The sequence below is a fragment of the Campylobacter sp. BCW_4338 genome, from assembly GCF_001763255.1.
Taxonomy (GTDB): domain Bacteria; phylum Campylobacterota; class Campylobacteria; order Campylobacterales; family Campylobacteraceae; genus Campylobacter_D; species Campylobacter_D jejuni.
In genome coordinates, this window is the sequence record NZ_MJYJ01000061.1 from 266,909 (window position 1) to 291,962 (window position 25,054).

A 25,054-nucleotide genomic window follows, 5' to 3' on the forward strand; every position below is an offset into this window, starting at 1 on the left:
ATGGCAAAAGAAATTATTTTTTCAGATGAAGCAAGAAATAAACTTTATGAGGGCGTTAAAAAACTTAATGACGCGGTAAAAGTAACTATGGGGCCAAGAGGACGCAATGTTTTAATCCAAAAAAGCTTTGGTGCTCCAAGCATTACTAAAGATGGCGTAAGTGTTGCTAAAGAAGTAGAACTTAAAGACAGTCTTGAAAATATGGGTGCTTCACTTGTAAGAGAAGTAGCAAGCAAAACAGCTGATCAAGCAGGGGATGGAACAACTACTGCAACGGTTTTAGCTCATGCAATTTTCAAAGAAGGTTTAAGAAATATCACAGCAGGTGCAAATCCTATTGAAGTAAAACGCGGTATGGATAAGGCTTGCGAAGCTATAGTAGGCGAACTTAAAAAACTTTCTCGCGAAGTAAAAGATAAAAAAGAAATTGCACAAGTTGCTACAATCTCAGCCAACTCTGATGAAAAAATCGGAAATTTAATCGCTGATGCTATGGAAAAAGTGGGCAAAGATGGTGTTATCACTGTTGAAGAGGCAAAATCAATCAATGATGAATTAAATGTAGTTGAAGGTATGCAATTTGACAGAGGTTATTTAAGCCCTTATTTTATCACTAATGCAGAAAAAATGACAGTAGAGCTTTCAAGCCCTTATATCCTGCTTTTTGATAAAAAAATTGCAAATTTAAAAGATTTGTTACCGGTTTTAGAACAAATTCAAAAAACAGGCAAGCCACTTTTAATTATCGCTGAAGATATTGAAGGTGAAGCGCTTGCAACTTTGGTTGTAAATAAACTTCGTGGTGTTCTTAATATTTCAGCCGTAAAAGCTCCAGGTTTTGGCGATAGAAGAAAAGCTATGCTTGAAGATATAGCAATTTTAACAGGCGGAGAAGTGATTTCTGAAGAACTTGGAAGAACTCTTGAAAGTGCGACCATACAAGATCTTGGACAAGCTTCTAGCGTAATCATCGATAAAGACAATACAACCATAGTAAATGGCGCAGGTGAAAAAGCAAATATCGATGCAAGAGTAAATCAAATCAAAGCACAAATTGCTGAAACAACTTCAGATTATGACAGAGAAAAACTACAAGAAAGACTTGCAAAATTAAGCGGTGGTGTTGCAGTGATTAAAGTAGGTGCAGCAACTGAAACTGAAATGAAAGAGAAAAAAGATCGTGTTGATGATGCTTTAAGTGCTACTAAAGCAGCAGTTGAAGAAGGTATAGTAATTGGTGGTGGTGCAGCACTTATCAAAGCAAAAGCTAAAATCAAACTTGATCTACAAGGTGATGAAGCAATTGGCGCAGCTATCGTTGAAAGAGCTTTAAGAGCACCTTTAAGACAAATTGCTGAAAATGCAGGCTTTGATGCAGGTGTGGTTGTAAATAGCGTAGAAAATGCTAAAGATGAAAACACAGGATTTGATGCTGCAAAAGGTGAATATGTTAATATGCTTGAAAGTGGAATTATCGACCCTGTTAAAGTAGAAAGAGTAGCTTTACTCAATGCAGTTTCTGTAGCTAGTATGCTTTTAACCACAGAAGCAACAATTAGTGAAATTAAAGAAGATAAACCTGCTATGCCGGATATGAGCGGTATGGGCGGAATGGGTGGTATGGGCGGAATGATGTAATATCTGCTCTAACCTCTTATCAGCAAGAAAAATTCTTGCTGATTACCAATTTAATTTAAAAACACTCCCTTGATTTTCTACAGATTCGCAAATAATCTTAATATCATTATCATCACAAACTTTTTTTACTAAAGAAAGCCCTATACCAAATCCTCCTTGATCGGTATTAAATCTTGTATATCTATCAAAAATTTGATTTAAATTTGACTTTGAAATTCCACAACCTGTATCCGCAATACTTAAAAAATTGGCTTTCAAAATTATAGAAATTACTCCACCTTTTTTATTGTATTTAATAGCATTGCTTATAAGATTATCAATCAATTTAGAAATTTGATTTTTAGGGGCAAAAATATTTGCTTGATTTAAATCAAGCTTTAGTGTAATTTTTTTTTGCTCAAAAAATACTTTAAAATATTCCAATCTTTCTTCAAGTAGCATTCTTAAATCAAATTTTTGTTTTTCTGTTTCTAAGGTATTAGGAAAATTATAAAAAACAAGATCAGAATACACTTGAGATAAACTTTTTGCAGCAAGCTTAATCCTTGCAAATTTAGCATTATCTCCTAAATTTTGATGATCAAGTTGTTCTATACTCATCAAAATAATACTTAATGGGGTATTGAGTTCATGAGTTGAATCTTTAATAAAACGATTTAGTGTGCTGATTTTATCCTCTAAAGGCTTTAGAGCAATTTTTACTAGAATATAAGATATTAAGCCCAATATGAAAAAAGCCATAATAGCAAAACCAAAAACTTTCGTTCTAATCCAAAAAAGATCTTTACCAACATCTTCACCCTGTATTAAAATTTGCAAACCATCGTTAGTATTTACTTCTTCATTGCTAGAATGTCTTAAAAAATAATGATCTGCACTCATAGGAGCAAGAAAAAAAACCTTATTATCACAAATACCTCTACCTTTAAGCTCTATCTTTGCCTTTCTTAAATCAAAATCTATATTACTAAAAACAATCTTTTTAGCATCAAATATAGCAAATTTTAATGCTGTGCTTTGAGCAATATTTTTTGCACTTATATCTATAGGGGTAAAACGAGAATTTAAGATGCTTATAACAATATTTCTATGATTTTCTCTCAAAGTGGCACCCTTTAAAACAACCAATTCTTCATATAATTTTTGATACCATAATGCAAAAAAAATAGTTAAAAAAATACCTGTAGTTGTTAGGTAGATTAATAAAATTTGCCTAATGACTTTTTTAGCCATAGCAATATCCCCTGCCTCTTTGATTTATAATTTTTTCTTTTCCTAAAATTTTACGTAAATTTTTCACATAAGCCCTTAAACTTAGCTCACTAGGCTCTTCATCATAATCCCAGAGTTCTTCAAAAATTCTCTCTGTGCTTAAAAAGTTGTTTTTATTTTTAAGTAATAAAGACAAAAGCTTAATTTCTTTACTCGGTAAAGTCAAGGCTTTATTATTATAGTAAAGAATTTGTGTAGTAAATTCAAATCTAAATCCATCCCCTAAATCTTCAAAATCTTCATTTTTATGTGAAAAAGCTCTTTTAAGCAAAGCTTTAACCCTAATAGATAACTCGGTAAGTTCAAAAGGTTTTTTTATATAATCATCACAACCTGCATCAAAGCCTTGTTTTAAATCGTTTGTTGTGTTTAAAGAAGTCATGAAAATTGCTGGGGTTTGCTTTCCGCTTTTTCTTAATTCTTTAAGCAATGAAAATCCATCTCCTAAAGGAACTTTTACATCTAAAATCCAAAGATCAAAATATCTTTCATAAGCTATATCTAAAGCTTCTTGCGCATTATTGCATAAAAATACTTCATATCCTTCATCATTTAAAAACTCTTCAATGATCTCACTCAAACTCAAATCATCTTCTAAAAGTAAAATTTTAGCAGCCATAATTTAAATCTTTCTAATTTCAAATCTCTTAAAATATATATCATTGTATCAAAATTCCTATCAATTATTTAATAAAATTTCATTTTTATTTAATTTATTTTTATCTATAATCCTTTTATATAAATAAATTTTTCCTTAAGGAGTTAAAATGCTTCCAAAATGGGATAATAGCTATAGTGTGCACAATGCTAAAATTGACGAGCAACATAAAAAGCTTTTTGAACTTGCTGCAAAAGTTGAAGTTGTATCAGATAGATCTGTAAGTAAAAATGAAGTCAAAGAACTTTTGGCTGAATTTTTTAATTATATGAAAGATCACTTTAATGATGAAGAAAAATACATGCAGCTAATAGGCTATCCAAATTTAGAAGAACATCGAAAAATACATAAAGAAATCATCCAAACCATGATTAATTTAATCAAAGATATCAAATCAACCAATGATCTTAAAGAAAAACTTTATATAGTGGCTAAAAAGTGGCTTTTAGAACACATACTATACGAAGACATGAAAGTTGAAAAATGGAGAAGTTCTTCTTTATCTACAGATGATGGCAGTGATATTAGCTTTGAAGCAGCAGAAGATGAAGATAATGAGCATCCACAATTTTATCTTTATATCTGTAATTGTCCTGGTAAAATTCACGATGTTCCTTATAACATTCATCAAAAAATAGAACTACAAGGTCACAAATTTACCTGCAAAACTTGTAAGCAAATTATAAAATTTTACAAAAAACATTCTTAAGGAGGATAAAATGAAACACAATGTAAAAACTTATTCTTTTAGAATGCCTTTAGAGCTTAAGGAGCGTTTGGATAATTTAAGTAAAAATCTTTCTAAGCCAAAATCAGCTATAATAAAAGAAGCTATAGAAGCTTATCTTAATGAAGTTGAAGATTTTTCTTTTGCTGTTAATGCCCTAGAAGAACTTAAAGATGGGGATTATCAAAAGGCAAGTAAAAAAATAGATAAAATTGTCAAAAATCTTCAAGAAAATTCTAATGATAACGAACTTGGTGATTTTGATTTTGCTATTGAAGCTTTAGAAGAACTTAAAGATGGGGATTATCAAAAGGCAAGTAAAAAAATAGATAAAATTGTCAAAAATCTTAAACAAACAAAATAAAAACTTTATCACAATTTTTTGTGATAAAGACTTATTAATTTTTTATGTTAAAATACATTTACGAATATTAAAAATGGAGTTAAAAAGTGGCTCCGGATGTAGGATTCGAACCTACGACCAATCGGTTAACAGCCGACTACTCTACCGCTGAGCTAATCCGGAATATTTAAAAGTAAAATGTAATTATAGTGAAATTAAAAAACTTTGTCAAGGGTTTTTACACAAAAATGCATTTTTTATGCAAAAAACTAATTTACTCCTTAACAATAACACTTTTTAAATTTCTAAAATAAAACAAATTTACCCCATCTTCATATAAATAATCAAGCTTCATTCCATGTGTTTCTAAAATAGTATTTACAATATAAAGCCCTAATCCAAAACTTGATTTTTGTTTTGATCCTTGAGTAAAAGCTTGAGTATAATATTCTAAAGTATTGTTAAGCTCAGGACCACGATTTTTAAAACAAATATAATCATCTATAATATCAATTTGCACAAACCCATCTTCAGAATGTTTAATACCATTATCTATCATATTTTTAATCGCTGTAGTAAAAAGTTTAAAATCCACATTTACAAAAAAACTTTCTTCCATAAAAATACGTATATTGCTATCATCTCGCATTGCAATTTCTTTGGCTTCATCTAAAACATCTAAAATATTGTATTTTTTTCTATTTATAAAAGCAGCCCCTGAAGTAATTTGCTCAATAGCAGCAAATTCATTAATTAAAATTTCAAGTCTAGTAAAAACCCCATTTAAGCGCTCTTTATATTTATTATCTTCTATCATTTCTAACGTTAAGAGCCCTTTAGTAATAGGAGTTTTGAGTTCATGCATAATATTTCTTAAAAAAAACTGACGAGATTGGTTTAGCTTTCGAATTTGAACAATGGCTTGATAAAAAGCTTCACTTACTTGTGAAATTTCATCCACCCCAGTGCTTACATCTTCTATATCACTAAGCTTTCCTTGGGCAAATTTATCAATTTGTTTTTTAAGTCTTTTGAGTGGTTTTAATTTTTTAAATATATAAATATAAAGCAATACAAGAATACAAATCATAGCTACAGCTATAGCTTTGATAATAAAATACCTATAGGTTTGATAATCTTGATCCTTATAAAGATAAACCTTTCCATCATAAATAATATTTAAATACACCTGTCTATTATAAGAAATAATCTCGATTAAGCCATTATTAACCTCAACCCTAGCTAAAACATCACCTCTAAAAAGAATTTTACGGATCTGCTTTGCTTCTGTTATCTCATCCATTTTATTATAATTTTTTGTCTGCTCTTCAAATTCTTTTTCGCTGATAACTCCTGCAAAATTTAAGAGCCTTGCATTAGCTATTAAAGAATATTTTGTATTTAATTCTCTAGTATAATTTTGCTGATCGTATTCTATAAGCCACAAAAAGCCTAGTATAACACTAACCCCAGCAAAAATAAAAATAAAAGTTATAGTATAAAAAATCGAAGATTTATTCATTGAGTAAGCTTATAACCTATTCCACGTATAGAGTGAATATATTTTGGAGTTTTTGGATCATCTCCCATCTTTTGACGAATTCTACTAATAATAACGTCTATACTTTTATTGCTAGAATCCTCACTAATAGAAGAACAATTATAAACAAGCTCTTCACGACTTACCACTCCACCCTCTTTTTTAATCAAATAGCTTAGAATATCAAATTCAGCATTAGTTAAAGTAAGCTCTTGTCCTTTCATGGTAATAATATGCTTATATTGATCATAAACAAGATCTTTTACACTTTTTGCTATGGCGCTTTTTGTATTTGAAATACGTCTTAAATGACTTTTAATACGTGCTTGTAATTCTTTTGGATTATAAGGTTTTGGTAGATAATCATCTGCTCCAAGCTCTAAAGCATTAACCTTATCTGTAATATCATGTCTTGCACTTGAAATAATAATAGGTGTATCATACTTTTTACGAATCTCTTCACACACTTCGAGCCCATCAAGCCCTGGCAAAGAAAGGTCTAAAATGATAAGCTGATATTCTTTTAATGCAAGCTTAGAAAGACCTATATAAGGCTCATGAGCTATATCAACTTTCATATCAAATTTTTCCAAATATTCAGCTGTAATTTCTGCTAATTCTAAATCGTCTTCTATCATAAGAATATTTGTCATAGTTTTCCTTTATTTTAAACTTAATTTTAATTTTAAACTAAAATTTATAACGAAAGGAAAATCCTTCCGTTATTTTTATTTAAGCACAAGCAAAGTCGCAAAACCATTGCGATATACCCAAACTTTAGTAAATTCTTTTTTATTAACTTGTTTTAAAGCTTGTTCTAAATCTTTTAAATTTCTAATTTCACTTTGTCCAACACCTATGATAATATCACCCTCTTGGAAACCAGAATTTTTTCCTTTGCTCTTTTCTTTAACACTATCCACCAAAACACCATTAACATCTTTTGGAATTTGCAAACGATCCTTAAGTCTTGGATCTAAATTTCTCAAACTCAAACCATCAATCAAATCGCTTTGTACGCCTTTAGGATTTTCTTTTTCACCTTTAAGAGTAAAATTTGCTTGCTTATTTTCTCCATCTCTTTCGTAACTTAATGAAATTTTTTGACCAATCTCTAAAGTTCCTATATAATTTTTAAGATCAATAGGACTTTTTATAACCTTATCATTAACTTTAGTAACTAAATCTCCACGCTTAAGCCCTGCTTCATCAGCACTTGAACCTTTTTGAACATCAGTAATTAAAGCTCCTTCTTGATTTTTGTAAGCTTTTTTAGTATCACCTTGCAAAGCTGAAATAGTCACACCTAAAAATCCTCTATCAATCTTGCCTTTTTCAATAAGTTTTTTAGCTATATCTTTAACCATATTTGAAGGTATAGCAAAACCTATGCCATTATTTCCACCGCCACGAGAAAGAATAGCTGAATTAATACCTACTAAATATCCACGACTATCCACCAAAGCTCCACCTGAATTTCCCGGATTAATAGAAGCATCTGTTTGTATAAAATTTTCATATTGATTTAAACCTATATTGTCTTTATTTAAAGCAGATATTATCCCACTTGTAACACTAAAACCGACTCCAAAAGGATTTCCAAGTGCAAAAACAACATCTCCTTCCATTAAATCATCAGAATTTGTAAAAGTAATAGCTGAAAGATTATTAGCCTCTATTTTTATAACAGCCAAATCTGTTTTTGGATCTTTACCTATAAGTTTTGCTTTATATTCTGTATCACTTCCTGGTAAATTTACTGTAATTGTATCAGCATCATCTACAACGTGATTATTTGTTACTATATAACCATCTTTTGAAATAATCACCCCTGATCCCAAAGAACTCACCACTTCTTTATCATTTTTTCCTTTTCTTTGAGGAAAATCAAAATCAAAAAATTGTTTAAAATAAGGATCATTAAAAAAATCATCCAAAGGGCTTGGACGATTCGCTCTTGTAATAGTTTTTGAGGTAGAAATATTAACCACTGATTTTTTTGCATCTTTAATAGAATCATGATAAGAAAGCACTGCATTTCCAGCAGCAGGGTTTACACGATTAGCCGTTGTAGTTGATTCGTTAAAATTAATACTTGCAGCAAATAAAGCACTCGCTAAACTTAATGATAAAAAAATCTTTTTCATTTCATTTCCTTTTATTCTTAAAGATAAATTATCTCGTAAAATATTTTACTGTCTTCATAGTATAAAACCGAAAATTTACAAAATTGTAAATAAAACCTTGAGTGATAAAAATTTATAAAACTTGATTGACTTAGGCTAAAGTTTATGTTATAATTTAATCCTTTATATAATCAAGTAAAAATTTTTAAGGAAATATAACATGAATAGTTTATACGAAACTCTTGGAGTTAGCAAAAACGCTAGTGCAGATGAAATAAAAAAAGCTTACCGTCGCCTAGCTAGAAAATACCATCCTGATATCAACAAAGAAAAAGGTGCAGAAGAAAAATTTAAAGAAATTAATGCTGCTTATGAAATTTTAAGTGACGAAAAAAAACGAGCTCAGTATGACCAATACGGCGATTCTATGTTTGGTGGACAAAGTTTTCATGATTTTTCAAGAAATACTGGTGGGGTAAATTTAGACGATATTTTAAAAGATCTCTTTGGAGGAGGCTTTGGTGGACGCTCAAGAGGGGGTTTTAACGGCTTTTCTTCAAAAGGCTTTAGCAGTGGTTTTGGAGGATTTGGAGGTTTTGAAGAAGAAAATTTAGACAGCAATCTAGAGCTTCACATTCCTTTTGAAAAAGCTGTTAAAGGCGGGGAACATAGTTTTAATTTTCAAGGCGAAACCATTAAATTTAAAATTCCACACGGTATAAAAGAAGGCGAGAAACTAAGAATTCGCTCTAAAGGAAAACAAAGCAGAAATGGAGCTAGAGGCGATTTAATCATTATTGTAAAAATAGAAGAAAGTCCTATTTACACAAGAGAAGATGATGATTTATATCAAAAGGTTGATATTTCTTTAAAAACTGCACTTTTTGGTGGAAAAATAAATATAAAAACACTCAAAGAAGGCAAGGAAGAAGCGACAATTAACATAACACCTAATTCAAAAAATAACCAAAAAATTCGTTTAAAAGGTTATGGGGTGCAAAATAGAAAAAGTGATATTTATGGGGATATGTATTTGATTTTAAATGTTGTTTTGCCAAATTTAGATACTCTTGATGAAAAATTTATAGAACTCTTAAAAGAAAAATTACCTTAAAGAAAGGAATAAAATATGGAACACCATTATGATGAACCTGTATATTTAATCAGTGTTGTGGCTAAAGTTTTAAGCATACATCCACAAACCTTAAGGCAATACGAAAGAGAAGGATTGATAGAGCCAAGTAGAACCGATGGCAAAATAAGACTTTATTCTCAAAGGGATATTGACCGTATTAAACTTATATTGCGTTTAACAAGAGACATGGGAATCAATCTTGCTGGAGTAGATGTTATCTTAAAATTGAAAAACCAACTTCACGAATTTGAAAATTTAATTGATGAACTACGCTTAGAATTAAGCAAACAACAAGATAAAGAAGCGGCTAGTAAAGCCGTTGTCAAGCATAAAAATAGCTTTGATTTGATTTTTTATGAGAAAAAATAAAAAATAATGGATAATTTTTTAGAAATTTTTTTAATCACCGTTGCTATAGCTATAGTTTTAAATGTCATATTTAAAAAATTTGAAATTCCAACTATCATTGGATATATAGCTGCTGGAGAAATCATTTCTGAAATTTATCATTTAAGTGGCAAAGGCGAAATCACCCATATAGCCGAATTTGGTATAGTGTTTTTAATGTTTACCATAGGGCTTGAATTTTCTTTTAAGCATTTAATGGCAATGAAACAAGAAGTTTTTTTAAACGGCTCTTTGCAGATGCTTACTTGTGGCTTTGTTTTTATGCTACTTGCTATAGGAATTTTAGGACTTGGAGATAAAAGCGCTACCATAGTAGGCTTTGCACTAGCACTTTCTTCAACCGCAGTGGTGCTTAAAATTTTAAATGATAATGGCGATATAAATGAGCAATATGGCAGAAAAGCATTGGGAATTTTGCTTTTTCAAGATATAGCCGTTATTCCTTTGCTTTTACTTGTAGATATTTTTTCATCCAACAATCAAAACATAGAAAAACTCCTTTTTACCACTTTAATTTCAGCACTTATTTTAATCACTTTATTATTTTTCATAGGTAAATATCTAGTGGATAGAATTTTTAGACTCATTATTCACACTTCTTCTCAAGAAATTTTTATTAGTACTGTTTTATTTATGGTTATTGGAGCAAGTTTTTTAGCAAATTATTTTGGATTTTCTTATTCTTTGGGTGCTTTTATAGCAGGTGCTTTGATAGCAGAAACAAAATATAAACACAAAATAGAAGCGGACTTGATCCCATTTAGAGATTTGCTTTTAGGGCTTTTTTTCATAACTGTAGGCATGCAAATTCAACTTGATGTAGTGGCGCAAAATTGGTTTTTAATCATAGTTTTAACCCTTCTTGTAATGGCTTTAAAATTTGGCATAGTTTTTGGCTTTTTATTTCTTTACACCAAAAAAAGAGTAGCGCTTAAAACAGCTTTTGCCATAGCGCAAATTGGCGAATTTGCCCTAGCAATTTTTTCTCTTTTGCAAGCAAAAAACATGCTTGATATCAAAACTTCACAAATTTTAATTGTTGTTTCTATTTTAACCATGATTATCACGCCTTTTATTTTAAACAATATAAGAAAAATTACCAATGTTGTAGAAGATATAGCGCTTAATACCAACGCTGTGCAAAATATTGACAGCAATATCAAGCTTAAAAATCATCTTGTTGTTTTTGGCTACGGACGTTTAGGTCAAGAAGTCGTTCAAAAAATCAAAAACTCAGGTGTGCCTTACCTAGTTTTAGAAAGTGATTTAAATTTAGTAGAACTTGGAGTTAGTCGAGGCGAAAATGTCGTTTTTGCTAATGCTGCTCAAGAAGAAACCTTAAAAATTGCCAATATAGAAGAATGTGCCGTAGCTATTATCACAGTTACAAATGAAGCTAAACTTGAAATTTTATGTCAAGTACTAGCTAATTATCCAAAACCTATAGACACCATCATTCATGTAAATGGAACTTTGAAAAAGATGCTTTTTTCAAGCATAGATGAAAATATACGCATCATTCGCTCTGAAAAAGTAATCGCTAGAAATTTAGTTCAAGAAGCGCTAGAATGTCGCATTCATAAAAATACCTAAGGAAGAATTTTGACAAAAAATGAAGAAAAAGCCTTACGTGTAAAATACCTAAGAAATCTTGAAAAATTTTTCAATGGCGCCATATCTGCGCTTAAAAAAGAAGATTTTGATAAAACTAAATTTGAAGAAAGAATGTTAAAAAATGCTAAATTTTTTGAAAAAAATCCCGCAGTAAATCTTAACTCAACCTATGCAAAAAATCTTGAATTTTTTGTCAATGCTTGTTTAGATTTTTCCAAAGAAAAAAGCGAACTTTTAAATCTTGCCAATGCTTTAGATAAGCAAAAAAAACAAGGTGAGAAAAAAGAAAAACATAAAAATTATTTAAAGGATTATGAATGATTAATGTATTTTTTGATATGGATGGAACTTTAATCGATAGTGCAAATGCCATTTCTTGTGCAGTTAATGAAATAAGGCAGGATTTAAACCTAGCCCCACTTTCAAGAGAAATCATTATGCAAACCATCAATACTCCCAATATTGACTGGGCAAAAGAACTTTATAATATAGAAAATTTCCATCATTCTAGTTTTAAAGAAGGCTATGAAAAATATTTTGTCAAACACTATGAACAAAGCGTGGTGCTTTTTGAAGGAGTGAAAGAACTTTTAGAATTTTTAAAAAGCAAAAATTGTTTTTTAGCTATTGCTACTAACGCCCCTCAAAGCTCACTTTCAAGTATACTTAAAAAACACGATATCATTCCTTATTTTGATAAAATTTTAGGCATAAGTTTAGGCATAGAACCCAAACCTCATCCTATGATGCTAGAGCTTTTAAAAAGCGAGGCTCCACATAAAACAAGCGTTTTTATAGGAGATAGTCAAAAAGATAAAGAATGTGCTAAAAATGCCAATTTGCCTTATTTTCATGCCAAATGGTATCAAAAAGATTTAAAAGAAAATGAATTTAGCAACTCTAGTGAACTTAAAGGCTTTTTGCAAAAGTATTTATAAGTTTTTTAATGAAATTTTAGTTAAAATTAGAAATAAATTTTAAAAAGAGTAAATTATGAGTGAATTATTAATAGAAATTGGTACAGAAGAATTACCTGCTATTCCTTTGCTAAAAGAATTAGCTAATATAGAAAAAAAATGGAACAATGTTTTAGAAGAATACCGCTTGGTAAGTGATTTTAAATTTTATTATACTCCGCGTCGTTTAGTTTTTTTTCATGAAAATTTTGCAGACAAACAAGAAGATAGCTTTGCTGAATTTATAGGAGCACCTAAAAATGTTGCTTATAAAGATGGAGTTTTAACTCCTGCGGGACAAAGCTTCCTGCAAAAAGCAAGGATCAGTGAAAATGAACTCTCTTTTAAAGAAATCAAAGGCAAGGAAGTTTTGTACCATCAAAAAGCTATTAAAGGTTTGCAAAGTCAAGAAATTTTAGGAGAAATGGTAGAAAAATTTCTAAAAAGTCTTAGTTTTGGCAAAAGTATGCGCTGGGGTGCAAATTCTTTTGAATTCATCCGTGCGATCCGTTCTATAGCTTGCATTTTAAATGATGAACTTGTTGATTTTCAAAGTTATGGAGTAAAAAGTACTAAAAAAACTTTCATTCACAGAAGCGTAAGTTATGATTTGCAAGATTTTAACAATGCAAAAGAATATTTTGAACTACTAGAAAAAAACTATATCATCCTTGATCCAATCAAAAGAAAAGAAAAAATACTTGAACAATTTAAACTCATAGAAAGTCAAAAAAATATACAAATTGGAGAAGATGAGGAGCTTTTAGCTGAAGTAGTTGCTATCACAGAATATCCTAATGCACTTTTAGGAAGCTTTGAAGAAGAATTTTTAGAAATTCCTAGCGAAGTCATCATCACTTCAATGAGAGAAAATCAACGCTATTTTGCGGTTTTTAACGACAAAGGCTTAAGTAATCATTTTATAGTAGTAAGCAATGCAGTATGTAAGGATTATTCAAAAATCATACATGGAAATGAAAGAGTTTTGCGTGCAAGACTTAGCGATGCAATGTTTTTTTATCAAAATGATTTACAAAATGGTTTGCAACCTGAAAAACTTGCCAAAATGACTTATCTTGAAGGTTTAGGCACAATGCAAGATAAAAGTTTAAGAGAGATTAAAATTGCTGAAATTTTATGTCAAATGCTTCATAATGATAAAATCGAAAATATCAGCACAGCACTAAAATACGCCAAAGCAGACTTAGCCACACAAATGGTTTATGAATTTACTGATTTGCAAGGCATTATGGGAAGTTATTATGCGCAAAAAATGGGCTTAGATTATCAAATTTGCTTAGCCATCAAAGAACAATATCTTCCTAATTCTGAACAAGCTCCACTTCCAAGTACAGAATTTTCAAGCATAGTAGCCCTTGCAAACAAGCTTGATACCCTTATAGGACTTTTTAGCATAGGAAAAATTCCAAGCGGAACAAAGGATCCTTATGCCTTAAGAAGAGCTGCCAATGGGATCATTAAAATTGCTTTAAATTTAAATAAAGAATTTGATATCCAAATTTTATTAGAAAAACTTTCAAATCATTATAAAAGCTTTGATATGCAAATTTTAAAAGATTTTATTTTTGAAAGACTTTATACTTTTTATACAGTCAATGCTTCTTTTGTAAAAGCGGTTTTAAGCTCACAAAATACAGATCTTATCCATATCAATCAAAGCGTAAATGCTCTTATAAAACTTAGCAAAAAAGATAATTTTAATGAAAATTTTGCAACCTTTAAAAGACTAGCCAATATCGCCACTAAAAATCCTCATAAAGTTGATGAAAGTCTTTTTGTTCAAGAAGCAGAAAGTAAACTTTACAAAGCTTTTCAAGAAAAAACTAAAGCCAACTCTTTACAAGAAAAACTTGAAAATCTTTTTGCACTTAAGCCTTTTATTGATGAGTTTTTTAATCAAGTGATGATTAATGCTGAAGATGAAAAACTTAAAAATAATCGCCAAGCTTTGGTTTATGAAATTTATGCGGAGTTTTTAAAAATCGCCGATCTTAAAGAGTTAAGCCTATGAAAGCCTTATGGCTTTTTTTAAGCCTTACTCTTTGGCTTTTTGGAGCTCAAAATTTAGAACTCATCAAAGGTCAAGCTTTATTTTTGGAGCTAGATAAGAAAGATTTTTTATCTTTAAAAAATAATGGTAAAAATATTCCCACTTTTACACATCCTAAAAATCAAGAAAAAGTTCTAGCTATTTTTTCCTTACCTTACAAAAATCCCCCGAAAAATACAAAACTTATCGCATTTTATAAAAATAAAAAAGAAGAAATTTTCATAAAAACTTTAGAAGGTAATTATAAAAGTGAAAAATTGCAAGTTGAAAACAAAAAGATTTTTCCGCCAAAAACCGTACAAGAACGCATCGCTAAAGAATTAAAAGAAGCCAATGCGATTTATAGCTCTTATACTCCAAAAGCTTTATTTAACGGTGCTTTTAATATACCTTTAAAATCTTTTATCACAAGTGATTTTGGTAAAGCAAGAACTTTTAATGAAAAAGTAGCAAGTTATCACAGTGGAACAGACTTTAGAGCTGCCACAGGAACGCCTATTTATGCAGCCAATTCAGGCATAGTAAAAATTGCAAAAGATCGTTATTTTGCAGGAAATTCAGTAGTCATTGATCATGGTTTTGGAATTTATTCACAATACTATCATCTTTCTAAAATCGATGTTAAAGTAGGACAAAAGATAAAAAAAGGTGAGCTTATAGGACTTAGCGGGGCTACAGGTAGGGTAAGTGGGCCGCATTTGCATTTTGGAATTTTAGCTGGAGGCAAACAAGTCGATCCTTTGGATTTTGTCTCCAAATTTAATGCTATTTTTCAATGAAATTTAGTGACTTTTTCCATGCTTGGCTCCATGAGAGCTATTATAAAAATGCTGTAAGTATAGGAAAAAACGGAGATTTTTTTACTGCTGTGAGCGTAGGAAATCTTTTTGGCACACTTTTAGCCAAGCATTTTTTAAATTTAATAGATAAAAAAATTTTACAACTCCCTTTAGAACTTGTAGAAATAGGCGCTAATGAAGGCTATTTAAGTCGTGATTTTTTATCCGCTTTGCTTGAATTAAGACCTGAAATTTTTTCTCAAATTTCTTTTTTCGTCATAGAACCGCATGAAAAATTAAGAGCTTTACAAAAAAACACTTTAGAAGGAGTGGAATTTACTCACAAAAATAACCTTAAAGAATGCCATTTTAAGAACGCTTTTTTCTTTTGCAATGAACTTTTTGATAGTTTTACTTGCGAACTTATAAATCATGATAAAATGGCATTTGTAGAAAATTTTAAACTTATTTTTAAAAATATGGATGAAAATTTAATCACAAAATGCAAAGCTTTAAATTTTACAAAAGGCGAACTCAGCTTAGAACTTGAAAATTTTTTTAAAGATTTAGATCAAGCTTGCGATAGATTTGTATTTGCAGGATTTGACTATGGAACTTTTAATGTACAAAATTTTAGCTTAAGAATCTATCAAAAGCACGAAGTTTTTAGCCCTTTTGAAGTATCTTTAAAAGATTTTTTCGGCAAAAGCGATCTAACTTATAATGTTAATTTTACCCATCTTCAAAAACTCATCAAAGCATATGATTTTAAACCTTTAAATTTTAAAAAACAAAGTCTTGCTTTAATGGATTTTGGTTTTGAAGATTTATTAGAGTACACAAAAAATAAAAACATTAAAACTTACGAAAGTTTTTTATCTCAAGCTAAAATTTTATTTTTTAATTTTGATGAAAAATTTCATTTTTTCGAATTCCAAAAAAATTAAAATTTGATATTTTTCATACTCGCCAAACAAACTCCCTCCCTTAAACCCTCATCAATGACTAGAAGTTTATGTTTATCAAACAAAGCATAAAACAGCAAACAACCTGCACTCAAATAATTTTTTCTCATCATGCCTACTTCTTTTATGGCCTTTTTTTCTTCCATATGAAAAAGTTTAATAGCATAATTTAAAAAATCCTTATGGCAAAGTTTTTTACCATTTACTCTACTTGCTTCATACTTTTCATAGCTTATATTTTGTTTTAATGCACCAAGTGTAGTAGGAACTCCGGAATTTAAAACCACCGTTTTAACCCCTAAAGAACGAAGTTCCTTTTTAATCATAACCACCTCATCAAAAGCCCTAAAAGCTAGATGCTTTAAATAGGGATTTGCAATTAAAAAATGAATTTTAAGTTTTTTATCTTTAATATTGATGATAAATTTAGGATATTTTTTTATCAATTTTTTATAAGAAATACAAGATTTACAATAAGAATAGCGATTTTTTTCATAAAAACTAATAATACCAAAATCAAAACTTTTAAAACTTTTTCTAAAAGAAAGCTCACAAGAAGCCCCTCCTAAATCACAATACGCAAACTCTCCCCAAATTTTAAGCCTTCTTAAACCTGATTGCATGCCTAAAACACTGATCTTAGCTTCACTTTTAGCATCTATAAGCTTAAAATCAATCCCAAATTCTTCTTTTAAATGGGCAAAAATTTCATTTGTATTGCTTGCTTTTCTAAAAGCTGCAGTCGCCACAGCTCTTGCTTTGCTTAAATCTTGCTCTTTAGCTAAAATACTCAAAGCATTTTTTAATCTTTGTATGGCTTCTTTAGAAATTTCTCCACTTTGATTTAAATTTTTCGCTGCTCCAATAACAAATTCATATTCTTTTAATTTATTTAATTTTTCATCCATTTGCACTGCTCTTAAAGTATTTGAACCAAGATCTATACCTAACATGACTTTCCTTGTTTGATTTTATAGTATAATAGCAAAAAAGTTCTAAAGGAAAAATATGCTTTTAGGTGTAAATATCGATCATATCGCAGTGTTAAGACAAGCTAGAATGGTAAATGATCCTGATCTTTTAGAGGCTGCTTTTATAGCAGCTAAACACGGAGATCAAATCACTTTGCATGTAAGAGAAGATCGCCGTCATGCTCAGGATTTTGACTTGGAAAATATCATAAAATTTTGCAAAAGCCCTATCAATTTAGAATGTGCTTTAAATGATGAAATTTTAAATTTAGCTCTTAAACTCAAACCCCACCGCGTTACTTTAGTACCTGAAAAAAGAGAAGAGCTTACTACAGAAGGGGGGCTTTGTTTAAATCATGCTAAATTAAAACAAAGCATAGAAAAACTTCAAAATGCAAACATTGAAGTTTCACTTTTTATTAATCCTAGTTTAGAAGATATAGAAAAATCAAAAATTTTAAAAGCCCAATTTATAGAGCTTCATACAGGACATTATGCGAATTTACACAACGCACTTTTTAGCAATATCTCTCATACTGCTTTTGCCTTAAAAGAACTTGATCAAGATAAAAAAAACCTACAAGCTCAATTTGAAAAAGAATTGCAAAATTTAAAACTCTGTGCTAAAAAGGGCGTAGAGCTTGGCTTAAAAGTGGCTGCAGGACATGGTTTAAATTACAAAAATGTAAAACTCATAGTAAAAATTAAAGAAATTTGCGAGCTAAATATAGGACAAAGCATTGTAGCAAGATCTGTATTTACAGGACTTCAAAACGCTATTTTAGAAATGAAAGAACTTATTAAAAGATGAAAAAACTAGCCATTAGTATAGGCGATATAAACGGCATAGGACTTGAAATTTTAGTGCGTTCTCATGAAGAACTAAGCAAAATCTGCACACCTTTTTATTTTATCCACGAAAGCTTGCTTGATAAAGCTTTAAAACTTTTAAATTTAAAACCTTTTAATGTAAAAATCGTAGCTTTTAAAGATGACAAAGACTATGAGTTTAATTTTATAAAAAAAGAAAATTCTCTTGAAATTTACTCTTTTTGCCTTCCTTTAGGCTTTAAAGTAGATGAAAATTTTAAAATCCAAGCCGGAGAAATAGATGCAAAAAGTGGACTTTATAGTTTTTTAAGCTTTAAGGCGGCAAGTTATTTTGTCTATGAAAAACACGCCCATGCCTTGCTTACTCTACCTATACACAAAAAAGCTTGGGAAGACGCAGGACTTAAATACAAAGGACATACCGATGCTTTAAGGGATTTTTTTAAAAAAAATGCCATTATGATGCTAGGTTGTAAAGAGCTGTTTGTAGGACTTTTTAGCGAACATGTACCTTTAGCTAAGGTGAGTAAAAAAATCACTTTTAAAAATTTAAGCATCTTTTTAAAAGATTTTTACAAAGAAACGCATTTTAAAAAAATAGGGCTTTTAGGTTTTAATCCTCACGCTGGAGATTATGGAGTCATAGGCGGAGAAGAAGAAAAAATCATGGAAAAAGCTATAACCTTTGTTAATGCCTTTTTACACTCTAAAAAAGATGAAAAATTTTTCAAAAAAGCTTTAAAAGATGAAAATTTACAAAAAGAATTGCTTTTAAGTTTTAAAGACAAGGGTGTTTATCTACCCTATCCTTTAGTAGCTGATACGGCTTTTACTAAGGCTGGTTTAAAAAACTGCAATCGTTTAGTGGCTATGTATCACGATCTTGCCCTTGCTCCTTTAAAGGCCTTGTATTTTGATAAAAGCATCAATGTGAGTTTAAATTTACCTATCATACGCGTCAGCGTTGATCATGGTACGGCCTTTGATAAGGCCTATAAAAATGCTAAAATCAACACTAAAAGTTATTTTGAAGCGGCTAAATTTGCAATTAATTTAAATCCTAAGGCTTAATTTAACCCTAGAATCAATCAAATCTTCTTTAGCTAAGCTGTCTATAAAATCTTGCAAATCTTTATTGGTATTTAAACTTTGAGTGAGTAAATTTTCATATTTATCAACTTTATTTTTAAAAATTTGCTTAAAACTTCTTTGATCTTTTTATCTTTATTTGCTCTTTGCATAAGCTCTAATAAAGCCTTAATATAAGCTTCTTGCATCCAATTACTTGCATTAAGTAAAAGTAAAATAGGATTTTCCCCTGCTTTTGTATTTTGCATATTTTTATACAAATTTTTATTTCTTTAAGCATCTTTTTTGAAATAGCTTTAAAATCTTTTTTCATCTTTTTATCTGCTTTTTTGAAATATTTTGATACAAACTACTATAGATGTTATCTACTAAAGCAAGTTTTTTATTCTCAAATTCATTACGCACACCAATTTCATTACATATCATAAGCTCATCATCACTTTTACCATCATCTTTGATTTTAGAGCAATCAAAACTAGGTTTTACTTCATCTTTATAAATAAGCTCATCAAAACTCAAAGCCCCTAAACTCACCAAACTTAAACCAAGCAATAAAATAATTTTTTTCATTATTTACCTTTAAAAATTTTTATTTTATTATAATGCGTTTTTATTTTTTATAAGGAACTTAAAATGCAAAATTACAAAAAAGCTCTTTTTGCACTAGCTCTTAGTGCTTTTTGTATGGGTGTAACCGAATTTGTTATGGCAGGAGTTTTGGTTGATGTTGAAGCGTATTTTAGCGTAGATGCAAAAACTGCGGGCTATCTTACAACCTTATATGCTATAGGTGTTGTTATAGGCGCTCCTCTTATTACTATACCTTTAAGTCGTTTTCACAGACATACACAACTTTTAATCAATCTTGGAATTTTTGCTCTAGCAAATTTCATTATCTTTTTTAGCCAAAATTTCCATCTTACAGCATTTGCACGTTTTATAGCAGGAACACAACATGGAGTATTTTTTGTCATTGCTACCTTAGCTGTAAGTGCTATAACTCCAGATGATAAAAAATCAAGCGCTCTGGCTATAATGGTCACAGGACTTACTGTAGCCTTGGTTACTGGAGTGCCGCTTGGAACTTTCATAGGGCATTATTTTGGCTTTAAATTTATCTTTTTACTTATTTTTATCATTACAAGCTTAGCATTTTTTGGAGTATGGCATATGATGCCCAAAAATTTACATCCTAGCCCAACAAGTCTTAAAAATTTAATCCCTGCTTTTTCACATCAAAATTTGTTAAAAACTTATACTATAACCATTTGTAGTTGTGGGGCTCAATTTGTTCTTTATACTTATTTGCAAAAATTACTTGTAGAAATAAGCGGTTTTAGAGTCCAAGATACAGCTTACATCTTGCTTTTATATGGAATTTGTGCAATTTGTGGGAATTTATGGGGCGGAAAAATAGTAGATAAAAAAGGTGCTATTTTTTCTTTACGTCTTATTTTAAGCATACAAGTTCTAGTATTTTTAAGCGTATTTCTCACCATGCATTCTAAAATTTTAATCATTTTTAGCGTAGCCTTGATAGGATTTTTTGCCTTTTCAACCATACCTGCGTTAAAAATGCTTAGCATTGCTAAAGCTAAACGCCATACTTATAAAGTCATAGATAGCACAGTAAGTGTAAATGAAGCAGCTTTTAATGTAGGCATAGCCTTAGCAAGTTTTTTAGGTGGGATTGTTTTAGCAGGATTGGGTATAGAATTTAATGCTTTATTTTCGGCACTTTTTGTAAGCCCTGCTTTGATTTTTGCCTTGCTTTTTGCCAAAGATAAATTAAATTATAAAAAATTTCAAAGAAAAAGTTTAAAAAATGTATAAAACTGGAATAGAAATTGCTTGTTTGTTTAATGTAAAGTTAAATAAAGGAGGAGAAAATGGTAGTAGATATCACTCAAAAAACATCAAATGCTATCTTTAGCACCACAACTAAAGTTAAAGAGAAAAATACTTCGGCAGATGAATTTCAAGCCACATTAAATGAAGTAAAAAACAAAGAAGAAAAGGAAGAGAAAAAAACAAACTCAAGCAAATTTACTAATGAAGACATTGATCTTGGTGCTGTTAGAGAAGATTTTAGATCTTATGCTTGGCAAAAAATGAGAGAAGATCAATACAAAAAAAATGAGGAGACTTTGCTAAATAAGCTTTTTGCTACAATTGACGCAGGAAATGCTGCAAACAATACAAAGGCTTAATATGCAAATCAATCAAAACTCAAACTACATAAACGAGAATTCTAATAATTCTCGTAAATTTTCTAATAACTTCAAGCAAGATGAAAATTCTTTATGGAATACCCCTTTTAAAGTTTTACTTAAAGAAGTAGAAGAATTTGTCGGCTCCAAAATTAAAAAATTTAAGGAAGAACTTGTATTAAACAAAAAAACAGGAGAATACGAAAAAAAATGATTCCTGATGAAGAAGCTTATAGGGAACACATAAGATTGAAGCTAGAAGAACAAACCAAAGAAAAAATCAGCACTCAAGTTAATGAAAAAATTAACGGGAAACTTAATCTCGATCTTGAAAAACAAGATATAAAAAACAACAAGCAAGAATTTAATTCCGGAAAGTCAAATACACAAGAGGGAATAAGCTATATGCAAATGCAAGCCGAAGCTAAATATCACACTAAAAATAGTCCAATCTTTGGCAATAGCAAAAAACAAGAAGAAAATAATAAAGATTTTTTTAATGTTTTTTCAGCGCCTGTTGGCTCTTCTGTGTAAAGCAAATATCGAGAAATTGATAATTTAATTTATCAATTTCTGTTATAATTTTGCTAAAAACAAAGGAAAATAATGATTTTTATTGATGCTTGCTTTAAAAAACCTACACCCTACACCCCTATTTGGATGATGCGTCAAGCAGGAAGGTATTTGCCAGAATATATGGAAGTAAGAAAACAAGCGGGTGATTTTCTCTCTTTATGCAAAGACTATAAAAAAGCTTCTGAAGTTTCTTTACAGCCTATTGATATTTTAGATGTAGATGCAGCAATCATTTTTTCAGATATCTTAGTTGTTCCTCTTGAAATGGGTATGAATTTACGTTTTGAAAAAGGAGAAGGGCCTGTTTTTGATAATCCTATTTCAACCCTAGAAGATTTAGAAAAACTTGACGATCAAAATGCACATAAAAAATTAAATTATGTCTATGATGCCTTAAAGCTTACAAGAGAAAAATTATCTCAAAGCAAGGCTTTAATAGGATTTTGCGGAAGCCCTTGGACTATAGCTACCTATATGATAGAAGGAAGTGGAAGTAAAAATTATGCAAAGTGTAAAAAAATGCTTTATCAAAACCCAGAACTTTTACATAAAATTCTAAACAAACTAACTCAAGTTTTAAAACTTTATTTAGAAGAGCAAATTAAAGCAGGTGCTAATGCTATACAAATTTTTGATAGCTGGGCAAGTGCTTTAGAATATGATAAGTTTTTTGAATTCTCTTTTAATTATATGCTTGAAATTTCAAATTTTATTAAAAGCAAATACCCAAATATACCTGTAATTTTATTCCCTAAAGGCATTAGCGGTTATTTGGATAGAATCGATGGTAATTTTGATGTTTTTGGAGTTGATTGGAGCACTCCGCTTGATTTAGCACGTGATAAACTATCGCACAAATACACTCTTCAAGGCAACATGGAGCCTTGCAGACTTTATGATAAAAATGCCATCAAAGAAGGAGTGGAAAAAATACTAAAAACCATGCAAAATAAAGCTCATATTTTCAACTTAGGACATGGGATCTTGCCTGATATTCCTGTTGAAAATGCAAAATATTTTATCAAGCTTGTACAAGAAAGTTCAGCTAAATGAAAATACTCTTTGGTCCTGTTAACTCAAGGCGTTTTGGAAGATCTTTGGGTATAGATTTAAGCCCTAGTAAAAAACAATGCAATTTTGATTGTGTTTATTGCGAGCTTGTTCAAAAAAAAGCCCAAGAAAAACAGGATGAAATTATCAGCATAGATAAAATTATCTCCGAAGTTAAAGCTATGCTTGAAAAAAATGTTGAATTTGATTTTCTTACCCTTACTGCCAACGGAGAGCCTAGTCTTTATCCTTATTTAAATGAGCTTATTTTATCTTTACGCAGCATTGCTAAAGATAAAAAATTGCTTATTTTAAGCAATGGCACAGCTGTATTAGATGAAGGCAAATTTAATGCTTTGCTAAAACTAGATGTGGTCAAATTTAGCCTAGATAGTGCAGTTGCTAAAACTTTTTATCGTATTGATAGAGCTTTAAAAAACATTGACTTAGAAAAAATGATAGAAAAAATGGCAGATTTTAGAGCTAGGTTTAATGGAGATTTGATTATGGAAATTCTAGTTGTTAAAGATCTTAATGACAACGAAGAAGAATTTAAAGCACTTAATCAAGCTTTAAAAAAAATCATGCCTTTAAGGGTTGATCTAAGCACCATAGATAGACCTCCTGCTTATGCCGTTAAAAAAGTAAGCGAAGAAAAACTTTTAGAACTTTCTAAACTTATAGATTCTACTCCTGTACTCTTAGCCAAAAGGCATTATGAAGCTGAAAAACTAAGCTTCAATGAAGAAGAATTATTAAAAATGCTTCATTTACGCTCACAAAGCGAAATAGACATTGAAGTGAAATTTGATGAACAATCCAAAACTCTCTTAAATCAACTTATCAAAGAAAAAAAGGTAAAAATTCTCGATTTAGCTGGAGTTAAATTTTATAAAGTTTAGACCTTTGGTAAATACTTTCTAAGTAAAGTTATAAGATCATTTCTACTTACATCACTTAAAACTTCACTCACACAATCAAAATCCCTAACTTTTTCCTTTGAAAAAAAGATGATATGGCTTTGTGGATGCTGTTTTTTATAAGCACTTAGCAAATTTCTCATTTGCTCAAGATCAAATTTAATTAATTCATAATCAAGCAAAATCAAACGATAAGTCTCCTTGCTTAATTCTTGTTTTAATTGACTAAAAGAATTTATACATATATTTTTATCGCATTGTTTTTCTATTATATTGAAAAATAAGGTTGCATCAAAATCATTTTGTTTAAAAAGCAATACATTATTTTGATAAGGGGTTTTAAATTTTAAAGTGCAAACCTTATCAAGCTTGTTTTGCAAAATATTTTCAAGATCTTTTTTTTCAAAAGGTAAAGTTAAAAAATACTCATAATGTGTATTTTTATGCCGACCCATCACTATAAAATCATAGTTTTTCTTTACATTTTCATTTAAAATTTTATCCTTGATAAAAATCAAATGAAAGTCATTAACATCAAAACTTAAATTTTTAAAACAAGTACTTTCTATGCCAAAATACGAAAGTAAATTTGCAAGTAAAAAATTTTCAAGCTCATCATTATTAACTATAGCCACACTTGCTTCAAACTGCAAAACCTTTCCATGAGATGTCCCTATAATGCTTTTATGATGCTCTAAAGCCTCATTTAATTCTAATCTAATTTGATCTTTTTGAGAATTTAAGGCATTTAAAATCAAAGAATTAATTTCTTTATTATACCCTTCATTTAAGCAACGCATTGCATTGGATATATTTCCAAGCTGATATAAATTTTCTTCTAATAAATGCAAATATCTGTCTTTTTCATGGGATATTTTAGTTAAATTTTGTCCCGTAGTTTCAAATTTTTCCTTTAACAAATCAAGCGCACTATCAACATCAATCTTTTTTTGAAAATTTAAAAAATCATTTTGCATGCAAAAAATTTTTTGATATATTTTGTTTATATTTCTATTTTGTCTAAAAGCAAAAATAAAAAGTGTTAAAGATAAAACAAAAATGCTAGAAAACATACCTATTTTCAGTTGTTCAGCAACACTATCAAGCTTTGAGATATCAATACTTAAATACGTTAAAATTAGATTAAAAATAAAAATTATCCCTGCTAATATCAA

The 25,054-nt window shown here is 29.9% G+C and carries 25 protein-coding genes, 1 tRNA gene and 2 pseudogenes; 19 read left to right on the forward strand and 9 right to left on the reverse strand.

Annotated features, from left to right (window positions below; all coding sequences use genetic code 11):
• Positions 1-1,638, forward strand: a complete 1,638-nt coding sequence (groL, locus tag AJN69_RS07620; protein WP_002853460.1) for a chaperonin GroEL — start codon at positions 1-3, stop codon at positions 1,636-1,638.
• A 42-nt stretch (positions 1,639-1,680) separates the two neighbouring features.
• Here the strand turns inward: groL and dccS are convergent, their stop codons facing one another.
• Both dccS and dccR read right to left on the reverse strand, forming a co-directional pair.
• Positions 1,681-2,871, reverse strand: coding sequence for a two-component system sensor histidine kinase DccS (gene dccS / locus AJN69_RS07625; RefSeq protein ID WP_002880589.1), 1,191 nt, complete (start codon positions 2,869-2,871; stop codon positions 1,681-1,683).
• Complete coding sequence (gene dccR, locus AJN69_RS07630; RefSeq protein ID WP_002880590.1) at positions 2,864-3,529, reverse strand: two-component system response regulator DccR; 666 nt, start codon at positions 3,527-3,529, stop codon at positions 2,864-2,866. The genes dccS and dccR overlap by 8 nt, the downstream gene beginning before the upstream one ends.
• Before the next feature lie 148 nt (positions 3,530-3,677).
• Between dccR and AJN69_RS07635 the strand changes: the two genes are divergently transcribed.
• Together AJN69_RS07635 and AJN69_RS10410 are read left to right on the forward strand one after the other, a co-directional pair.
• Positions 3,678-4,277, forward strand: a complete 600-nt coding sequence (locus tag AJN69_RS07635) for a bacteriohemerythrin (RefSeq protein ID WP_002861919.1) — start codon at positions 3,678-3,680, stop codon at positions 4,275-4,277.
• Positions 4,278-4,287: 10 nt separating this feature from the next.
• Positions 4,288-4,527 (forward strand): annotated as a pseudogene (locus AJN69_RS10410) (ribbon-helix-helix domain-containing protein); the annotation flags it as partial.
• Positions 4,528-4,746: 219 nt separating this feature from the next.
• Here AJN69_RS10410 and AJN69_RS07645 read toward each other — a convergent pair.
• The 4 genes from AJN69_RS07645 to htrA all read right to left on the reverse strand — a co-directional run bounded on the left by AJN69_RS07645 (position 4,747) and on the right by htrA (position 8,325).
• Positions 4,747-4,821: transfer RNA gene (locus AJN69_RS07645), tRNA-Asn, on the reverse strand.
• A 91-nt stretch (positions 4,822-4,912) separates the two neighbouring features.
• On the reverse strand, positions 4,913-6,160 hold the full coding sequence (locus AJN69_RS07650; protein WP_044779058.1) for an ArsS family sensor histidine kinase: 1,248 nt from the start codon (positions 6,158-6,160) through the stop codon (positions 4,913-4,915).
• Positions 6,157-6,831, reverse strand: coding sequence for a response regulator transcription factor (locus tag AJN69_RS07655; RefSeq protein WP_002777451.1), 675 nt, complete (start codon positions 6,829-6,831; stop codon positions 6,157-6,159). The genes AJN69_RS07650 and AJN69_RS07655 overlap by 4 nt, the downstream gene beginning before the upstream one ends.
• Before the next feature lie 75 nt (positions 6,832-6,906).
• Complete coding sequence (gene htrA / locus AJN69_RS07660; RefSeq protein ID WP_070275082.1) at positions 6,907-8,325, reverse strand: serine protease HtrA; 1,419 nt, start codon at positions 8,323-8,325, stop codon at positions 6,907-6,909.
• Positions 8,326-8,524: 199 nt separating this feature from the next.
• On the opposite strand from htrA, the gene AJN69_RS07665 reads away from it, so the two are divergent.
• The 8 genes from AJN69_RS07665 to AJN69_RS07700 are packed head-to-tail and all read left to right on the forward strand — an operon-like array spanning position 8,525 to position 16,214.
• A complete protein-coding gene (locus tag AJN69_RS07665; protein WP_002859296.1) occupies positions 8,525-9,418 on the forward strand; it encodes a DnaJ family protein in 894 nt (297 codons plus the stop codon).
• Between the two features lie 15 nt (positions 9,419-9,433).
• Complete coding sequence (hspR, locus tag AJN69_RS07670) at positions 9,434-9,808, forward strand: heat shock transcriptional regulator HspR (protein ID WP_002861924.1); 375 nt, start codon at positions 9,434-9,436, stop codon at positions 9,806-9,808.
• Positions 9,809-9,814: 6 nt separating this feature from the next.
• Positions 9,815-11,440: a cation:proton antiporter gene (locus tag AJN69_RS07675; RefSeq protein ID WP_044780098.1), complete on the forward strand. Its 1,626-nt coding sequence runs from the start codon at positions 9,815-9,817 to the stop codon at positions 11,438-11,440.
• 9 nt (positions 11,441-11,449) lie between these two features.
• Positions 11,450-11,782: a hypothetical protein gene (locus AJN69_RS07680; RefSeq protein WP_002853180.1), complete on the forward strand. Its 333-nt coding sequence runs from the start codon at positions 11,450-11,452 to the stop codon at positions 11,780-11,782.
• Positions 11,779-12,399 (forward strand): HAD family hydrolase, encoded by a 621-nt coding sequence (locus tag AJN69_RS07685; RefSeq protein WP_070288321.1) that lies wholly within the window; start codon positions 11,779-11,781, stop codon positions 12,397-12,399. Before AJN69_RS07680 ends, AJN69_RS07685 begins: the two co-directional genes overlap by 4 nt.
• Before the next feature lie 55 nt (positions 12,400-12,454).
• Entirely contained in the window at positions 12,455-14,449 is a 1,995-nt protein-coding gene (glyS, locus tag AJN69_RS07690) for a glycine--tRNA ligase subunit beta (RefSeq protein ID WP_070288323.1), read from the forward strand.
• Positions 14,446-15,267 carry a M23 family metallopeptidase gene (locus tag AJN69_RS07695; protein WP_070288324.1) on the forward strand — a complete coding sequence of 274 codons (822 nt, stop codon included), beginning with the start codon at positions 14,446-14,448 and terminating at the stop codon, positions 15,265-15,267. The genes glyS and AJN69_RS07695 overlap by 4 nt, the downstream gene beginning before the upstream one ends.
• Positions 15,264-16,214 (forward strand): SAM-dependent methyltransferase, encoded by a 951-nt coding sequence (locus tag AJN69_RS07700; RefSeq protein WP_002870996.1) that lies wholly within the window; start codon positions 15,264-15,266, stop codon positions 16,212-16,214. Before AJN69_RS07695 ends, AJN69_RS07700 begins: the two co-directional genes overlap by 4 nt.
• On the opposite strand, the gene AJN69_RS07705 is transcribed toward AJN69_RS07700, so the two are convergent.
• Positions 16,211-17,185 (reverse strand): exopolyphosphatase, encoded by a 975-nt coding sequence (locus AJN69_RS07705; RefSeq protein ID WP_002870997.1) that lies wholly within the window; start codon positions 17,183-17,185, stop codon positions 16,211-16,213. The two genes, AJN69_RS07700 and AJN69_RS07705, sit on opposite strands and share 4 nt — an antisense overlap.
• A 55-nt stretch (positions 17,186-17,240) precedes the next feature.
• Here AJN69_RS07705 and AJN69_RS07710 point away from each other — a divergent pair, with 55 nt between their 5' ends.
• Positions 17,241-18,014 carry a pyridoxine 5'-phosphate synthase gene (locus AJN69_RS07710; RefSeq protein WP_070288326.1) on the forward strand — a complete coding sequence of 258 codons (774 nt, stop codon included), beginning with the start codon at positions 17,241-17,243 and terminating at the stop codon, positions 18,012-18,014.
• Positions 18,011-19,105 carry a 4-hydroxythreonine-4-phosphate dehydrogenase gene (gene pdxA / locus AJN69_RS07715; protein ID WP_070288328.1) on the forward strand — a complete coding sequence of 365 codons (1,095 nt, stop codon included), beginning with the start codon at positions 18,011-18,013 and terminating at the stop codon, positions 19,103-19,105. The genes AJN69_RS07710 and pdxA overlap by 4 nt, the downstream gene beginning before the upstream one ends.
• Here the strand turns inward: pdxA and AJN69_RS07720 are convergent.
• Positions 19,088-19,693, reverse strand: a pseudogene (locus AJN69_RS07720) (hypothetical protein). The gene pdxA and the pseudogene AJN69_RS07720 sit on opposite strands and share 18 nt — an antisense overlap.
• Positions 19,694-19,756: 63 nt before the next feature.
• Here AJN69_RS07720 and AJN69_RS07725 point away from each other — a divergent pair.
• The 6 genes from AJN69_RS07725 (at position 19,757) to AJN69_RS07745 (ending at position 23,861) form a co-directional block, all read left to right on the forward strand.
• The gene (locus AJN69_RS07725) at positions 19,757-20,956 is read left to right on the forward strand and encodes an MFS transporter (RefSeq protein WP_070288330.1); all 1,200 of its coding nucleotides are present in this window, start codon (positions 19,757-19,759) and stop codon (positions 20,954-20,956) included.
• 56 nt (positions 20,957-21,012) lie between these two features.
• Positions 21,013-21,333 (forward strand): invasion antigen CiaC, encoded by a 321-nt coding sequence (gene ciaC, locus AJN69_RS07730; RefSeq protein WP_002871002.1) that lies wholly within the window; start codon positions 21,013-21,015, stop codon positions 21,331-21,333.
• A gap of 1 nt (position 21,334) precedes the next feature.
• On the forward strand, positions 21,335-21,547 hold the full coding sequence (locus AJN69_RS10115) for a hypothetical protein (RefSeq protein ID WP_186820376.1): 213 nt from the start codon (positions 21,335-21,337) through the stop codon (positions 21,545-21,547).
• Positions 21,544-21,867 (forward strand): hypothetical protein, encoded by a 324-nt coding sequence (locus AJN69_RS10120; RefSeq protein ID WP_186820377.1) that lies wholly within the window; start codon positions 21,544-21,546, stop codon positions 21,865-21,867. Before AJN69_RS10115 ends, AJN69_RS10120 begins: the two co-directional genes overlap by 4 nt.
• Positions 21,868-21,939: 72 nt before the next feature.
• Positions 21,940-22,962 (forward strand): uroporphyrinogen decarboxylase, encoded by a 1,023-nt coding sequence (gene hemE / locus AJN69_RS07740; RefSeq protein ID WP_070288331.1) that lies wholly within the window; start codon positions 21,940-21,942, stop codon positions 22,960-22,962.
• A complete protein-coding gene (locus tag AJN69_RS07745; protein WP_070288333.1) occupies positions 22,959-23,861 on the forward strand; it encodes a radical SAM protein in 903 nt (300 codons plus the stop codon). Before hemE ends, AJN69_RS07745 begins: the two co-directional genes overlap by 4 nt.
• Here AJN69_RS07745 and AJN69_RS07750 read toward each other — a convergent pair.
• Entirely contained in the window at positions 23,858-25,054 is a 1,197-nt protein-coding gene (locus AJN69_RS07750) for a hypothetical protein (protein ID WP_070288335.1), read from the reverse strand. The two genes, AJN69_RS07745 and AJN69_RS07750, sit on opposite strands and share 4 nt — an antisense overlap.

Coding starts and splice junctions, on each gene's coding strand:
- ciaC (WP_002871002.1), top strand. CDS start 21,013: ATGGTAGTAGATATCACTCAAAAAACATCAAATGCTATCTTTAGCACC.
- AJN69_RS07705 (WP_002870997.1), bottom strand. CDS start 17,185: ATGTTAGGTATAGATCTTGGTTCAAATACTTTAAGAGCAGTGCAAATG.
- AJN69_RS07655 (WP_002777451.1), bottom strand. CDS start 6,831: ATGACAAATATTCTTATGATAGAAGACGATTTAGAATTAGCAGAAATT.
- AJN69_RS07745 (WP_070288333.1), top strand. CDS start 22,959: ATGAAAATACTCTTTGGTCCTGTTAACTCAAGGCGTTTTGGAAGATCT.
- AJN69_RS07695 (WP_070288324.1), top strand. CDS start 14,446: ATGAAAGCCTTATGGCTTTTTTTAAGCCTTACTCTTTGGCTTTTTGGA.
- dccR (WP_002880590.1), bottom strand. CDS start 3,529: ATGGCTGCTAAAATTTTACTTTTAGAAGATGATTTGAGTTTGAGTGAG.
- hemE (WP_070288331.1), top strand. CDS start 21,940: ATGATTTTTATTGATGCTTGCTTTAAAAAACCTACACCCTACACCCCT.
- AJN69_RS10115 (WP_186820376.1), top strand. CDS start 21,335: ATGCAAATCAATCAAAACTCAAACTACATAAACGAGAATTCTAATAAT.
- groL (WP_002853460.1), top strand. CDS start 1: ATGGCAAAAGAAATTATTTTTTCAGATGAAGCAAGAAATAAACTTTAT.
- hspR (WP_002861924.1), top strand. CDS start 9,434: ATGGAACACCATTATGATGAACCTGTATATTTAATCAGTGTTGTGGCT.
- AJN69_RS07685 (WP_070288321.1), top strand. CDS start 11,779: ATGATTAATGTATTTTTTGATATGGATGGAACTTTAATCGATAGTGCA.
- glyS (WP_070288323.1), top strand. CDS start 12,455: ATGAGTGAATTATTAATAGAAATTGGTACAGAAGAATTACCTGCTATT.
- AJN69_RS07635 (WP_002861919.1), top strand. CDS start 3,678: ATGCTTCCAAAATGGGATAATAGCTATAGTGTGCACAATGCTAAAATT.
- AJN69_RS07700 (WP_002870996.1), top strand. CDS start 15,264: ATGAAATTTAGTGACTTTTTCCATGCTTGGCTCCATGAGAGCTATTAT.
- dccS (WP_002880589.1), bottom strand. CDS start 2,871: ATGGCTAAAAAAGTCATTAGGCAAATTTTATTAATCTACCTAACAACT.
- AJN69_RS07675 (WP_044780098.1), top strand. CDS start 9,815: ATGGATAATTTTTTAGAAATTTTTTTAATCACCGTTGCTATAGCTATA.
- AJN69_RS10120 (WP_186820377.1), top strand. CDS start 21,544: ATGATTCCTGATGAAGAAGCTTATAGGGAACACATAAGATTGAAGCTA.
- htrA (WP_070275082.1), bottom strand. CDS start 8,325: ATGAAAAAGATTTTTTTATCATTAAGTTTAGCGAGTGCTTTATTTGCT.
- AJN69_RS07725 (WP_070288330.1), top strand. CDS start 19,757: ATGCAAAATTACAAAAAAGCTCTTTTTGCACTAGCTCTTAGTGCTTTT.
- AJN69_RS07650 (WP_044779058.1), bottom strand. CDS start 6,160: ATGAATAAATCTTCGATTTTTTATACTATAACTTTTATTTTTATTTTT.
- AJN69_RS07710 (WP_070288326.1), top strand. CDS start 17,241: ATGCTTTTAGGTGTAAATATCGATCATATCGCAGTGTTAAGACAAGCT.
- AJN69_RS07665 (WP_002859296.1), top strand. CDS start 8,525: ATGAATAGTTTATACGAAACTCTTGGAGTTAGCAAAAACGCTAGTGCA.
- pdxA (WP_070288328.1), top strand. CDS start 18,011: ATGAAAAAACTAGCCATTAGTATAGGCGATATAAACGGCATAGGACTT.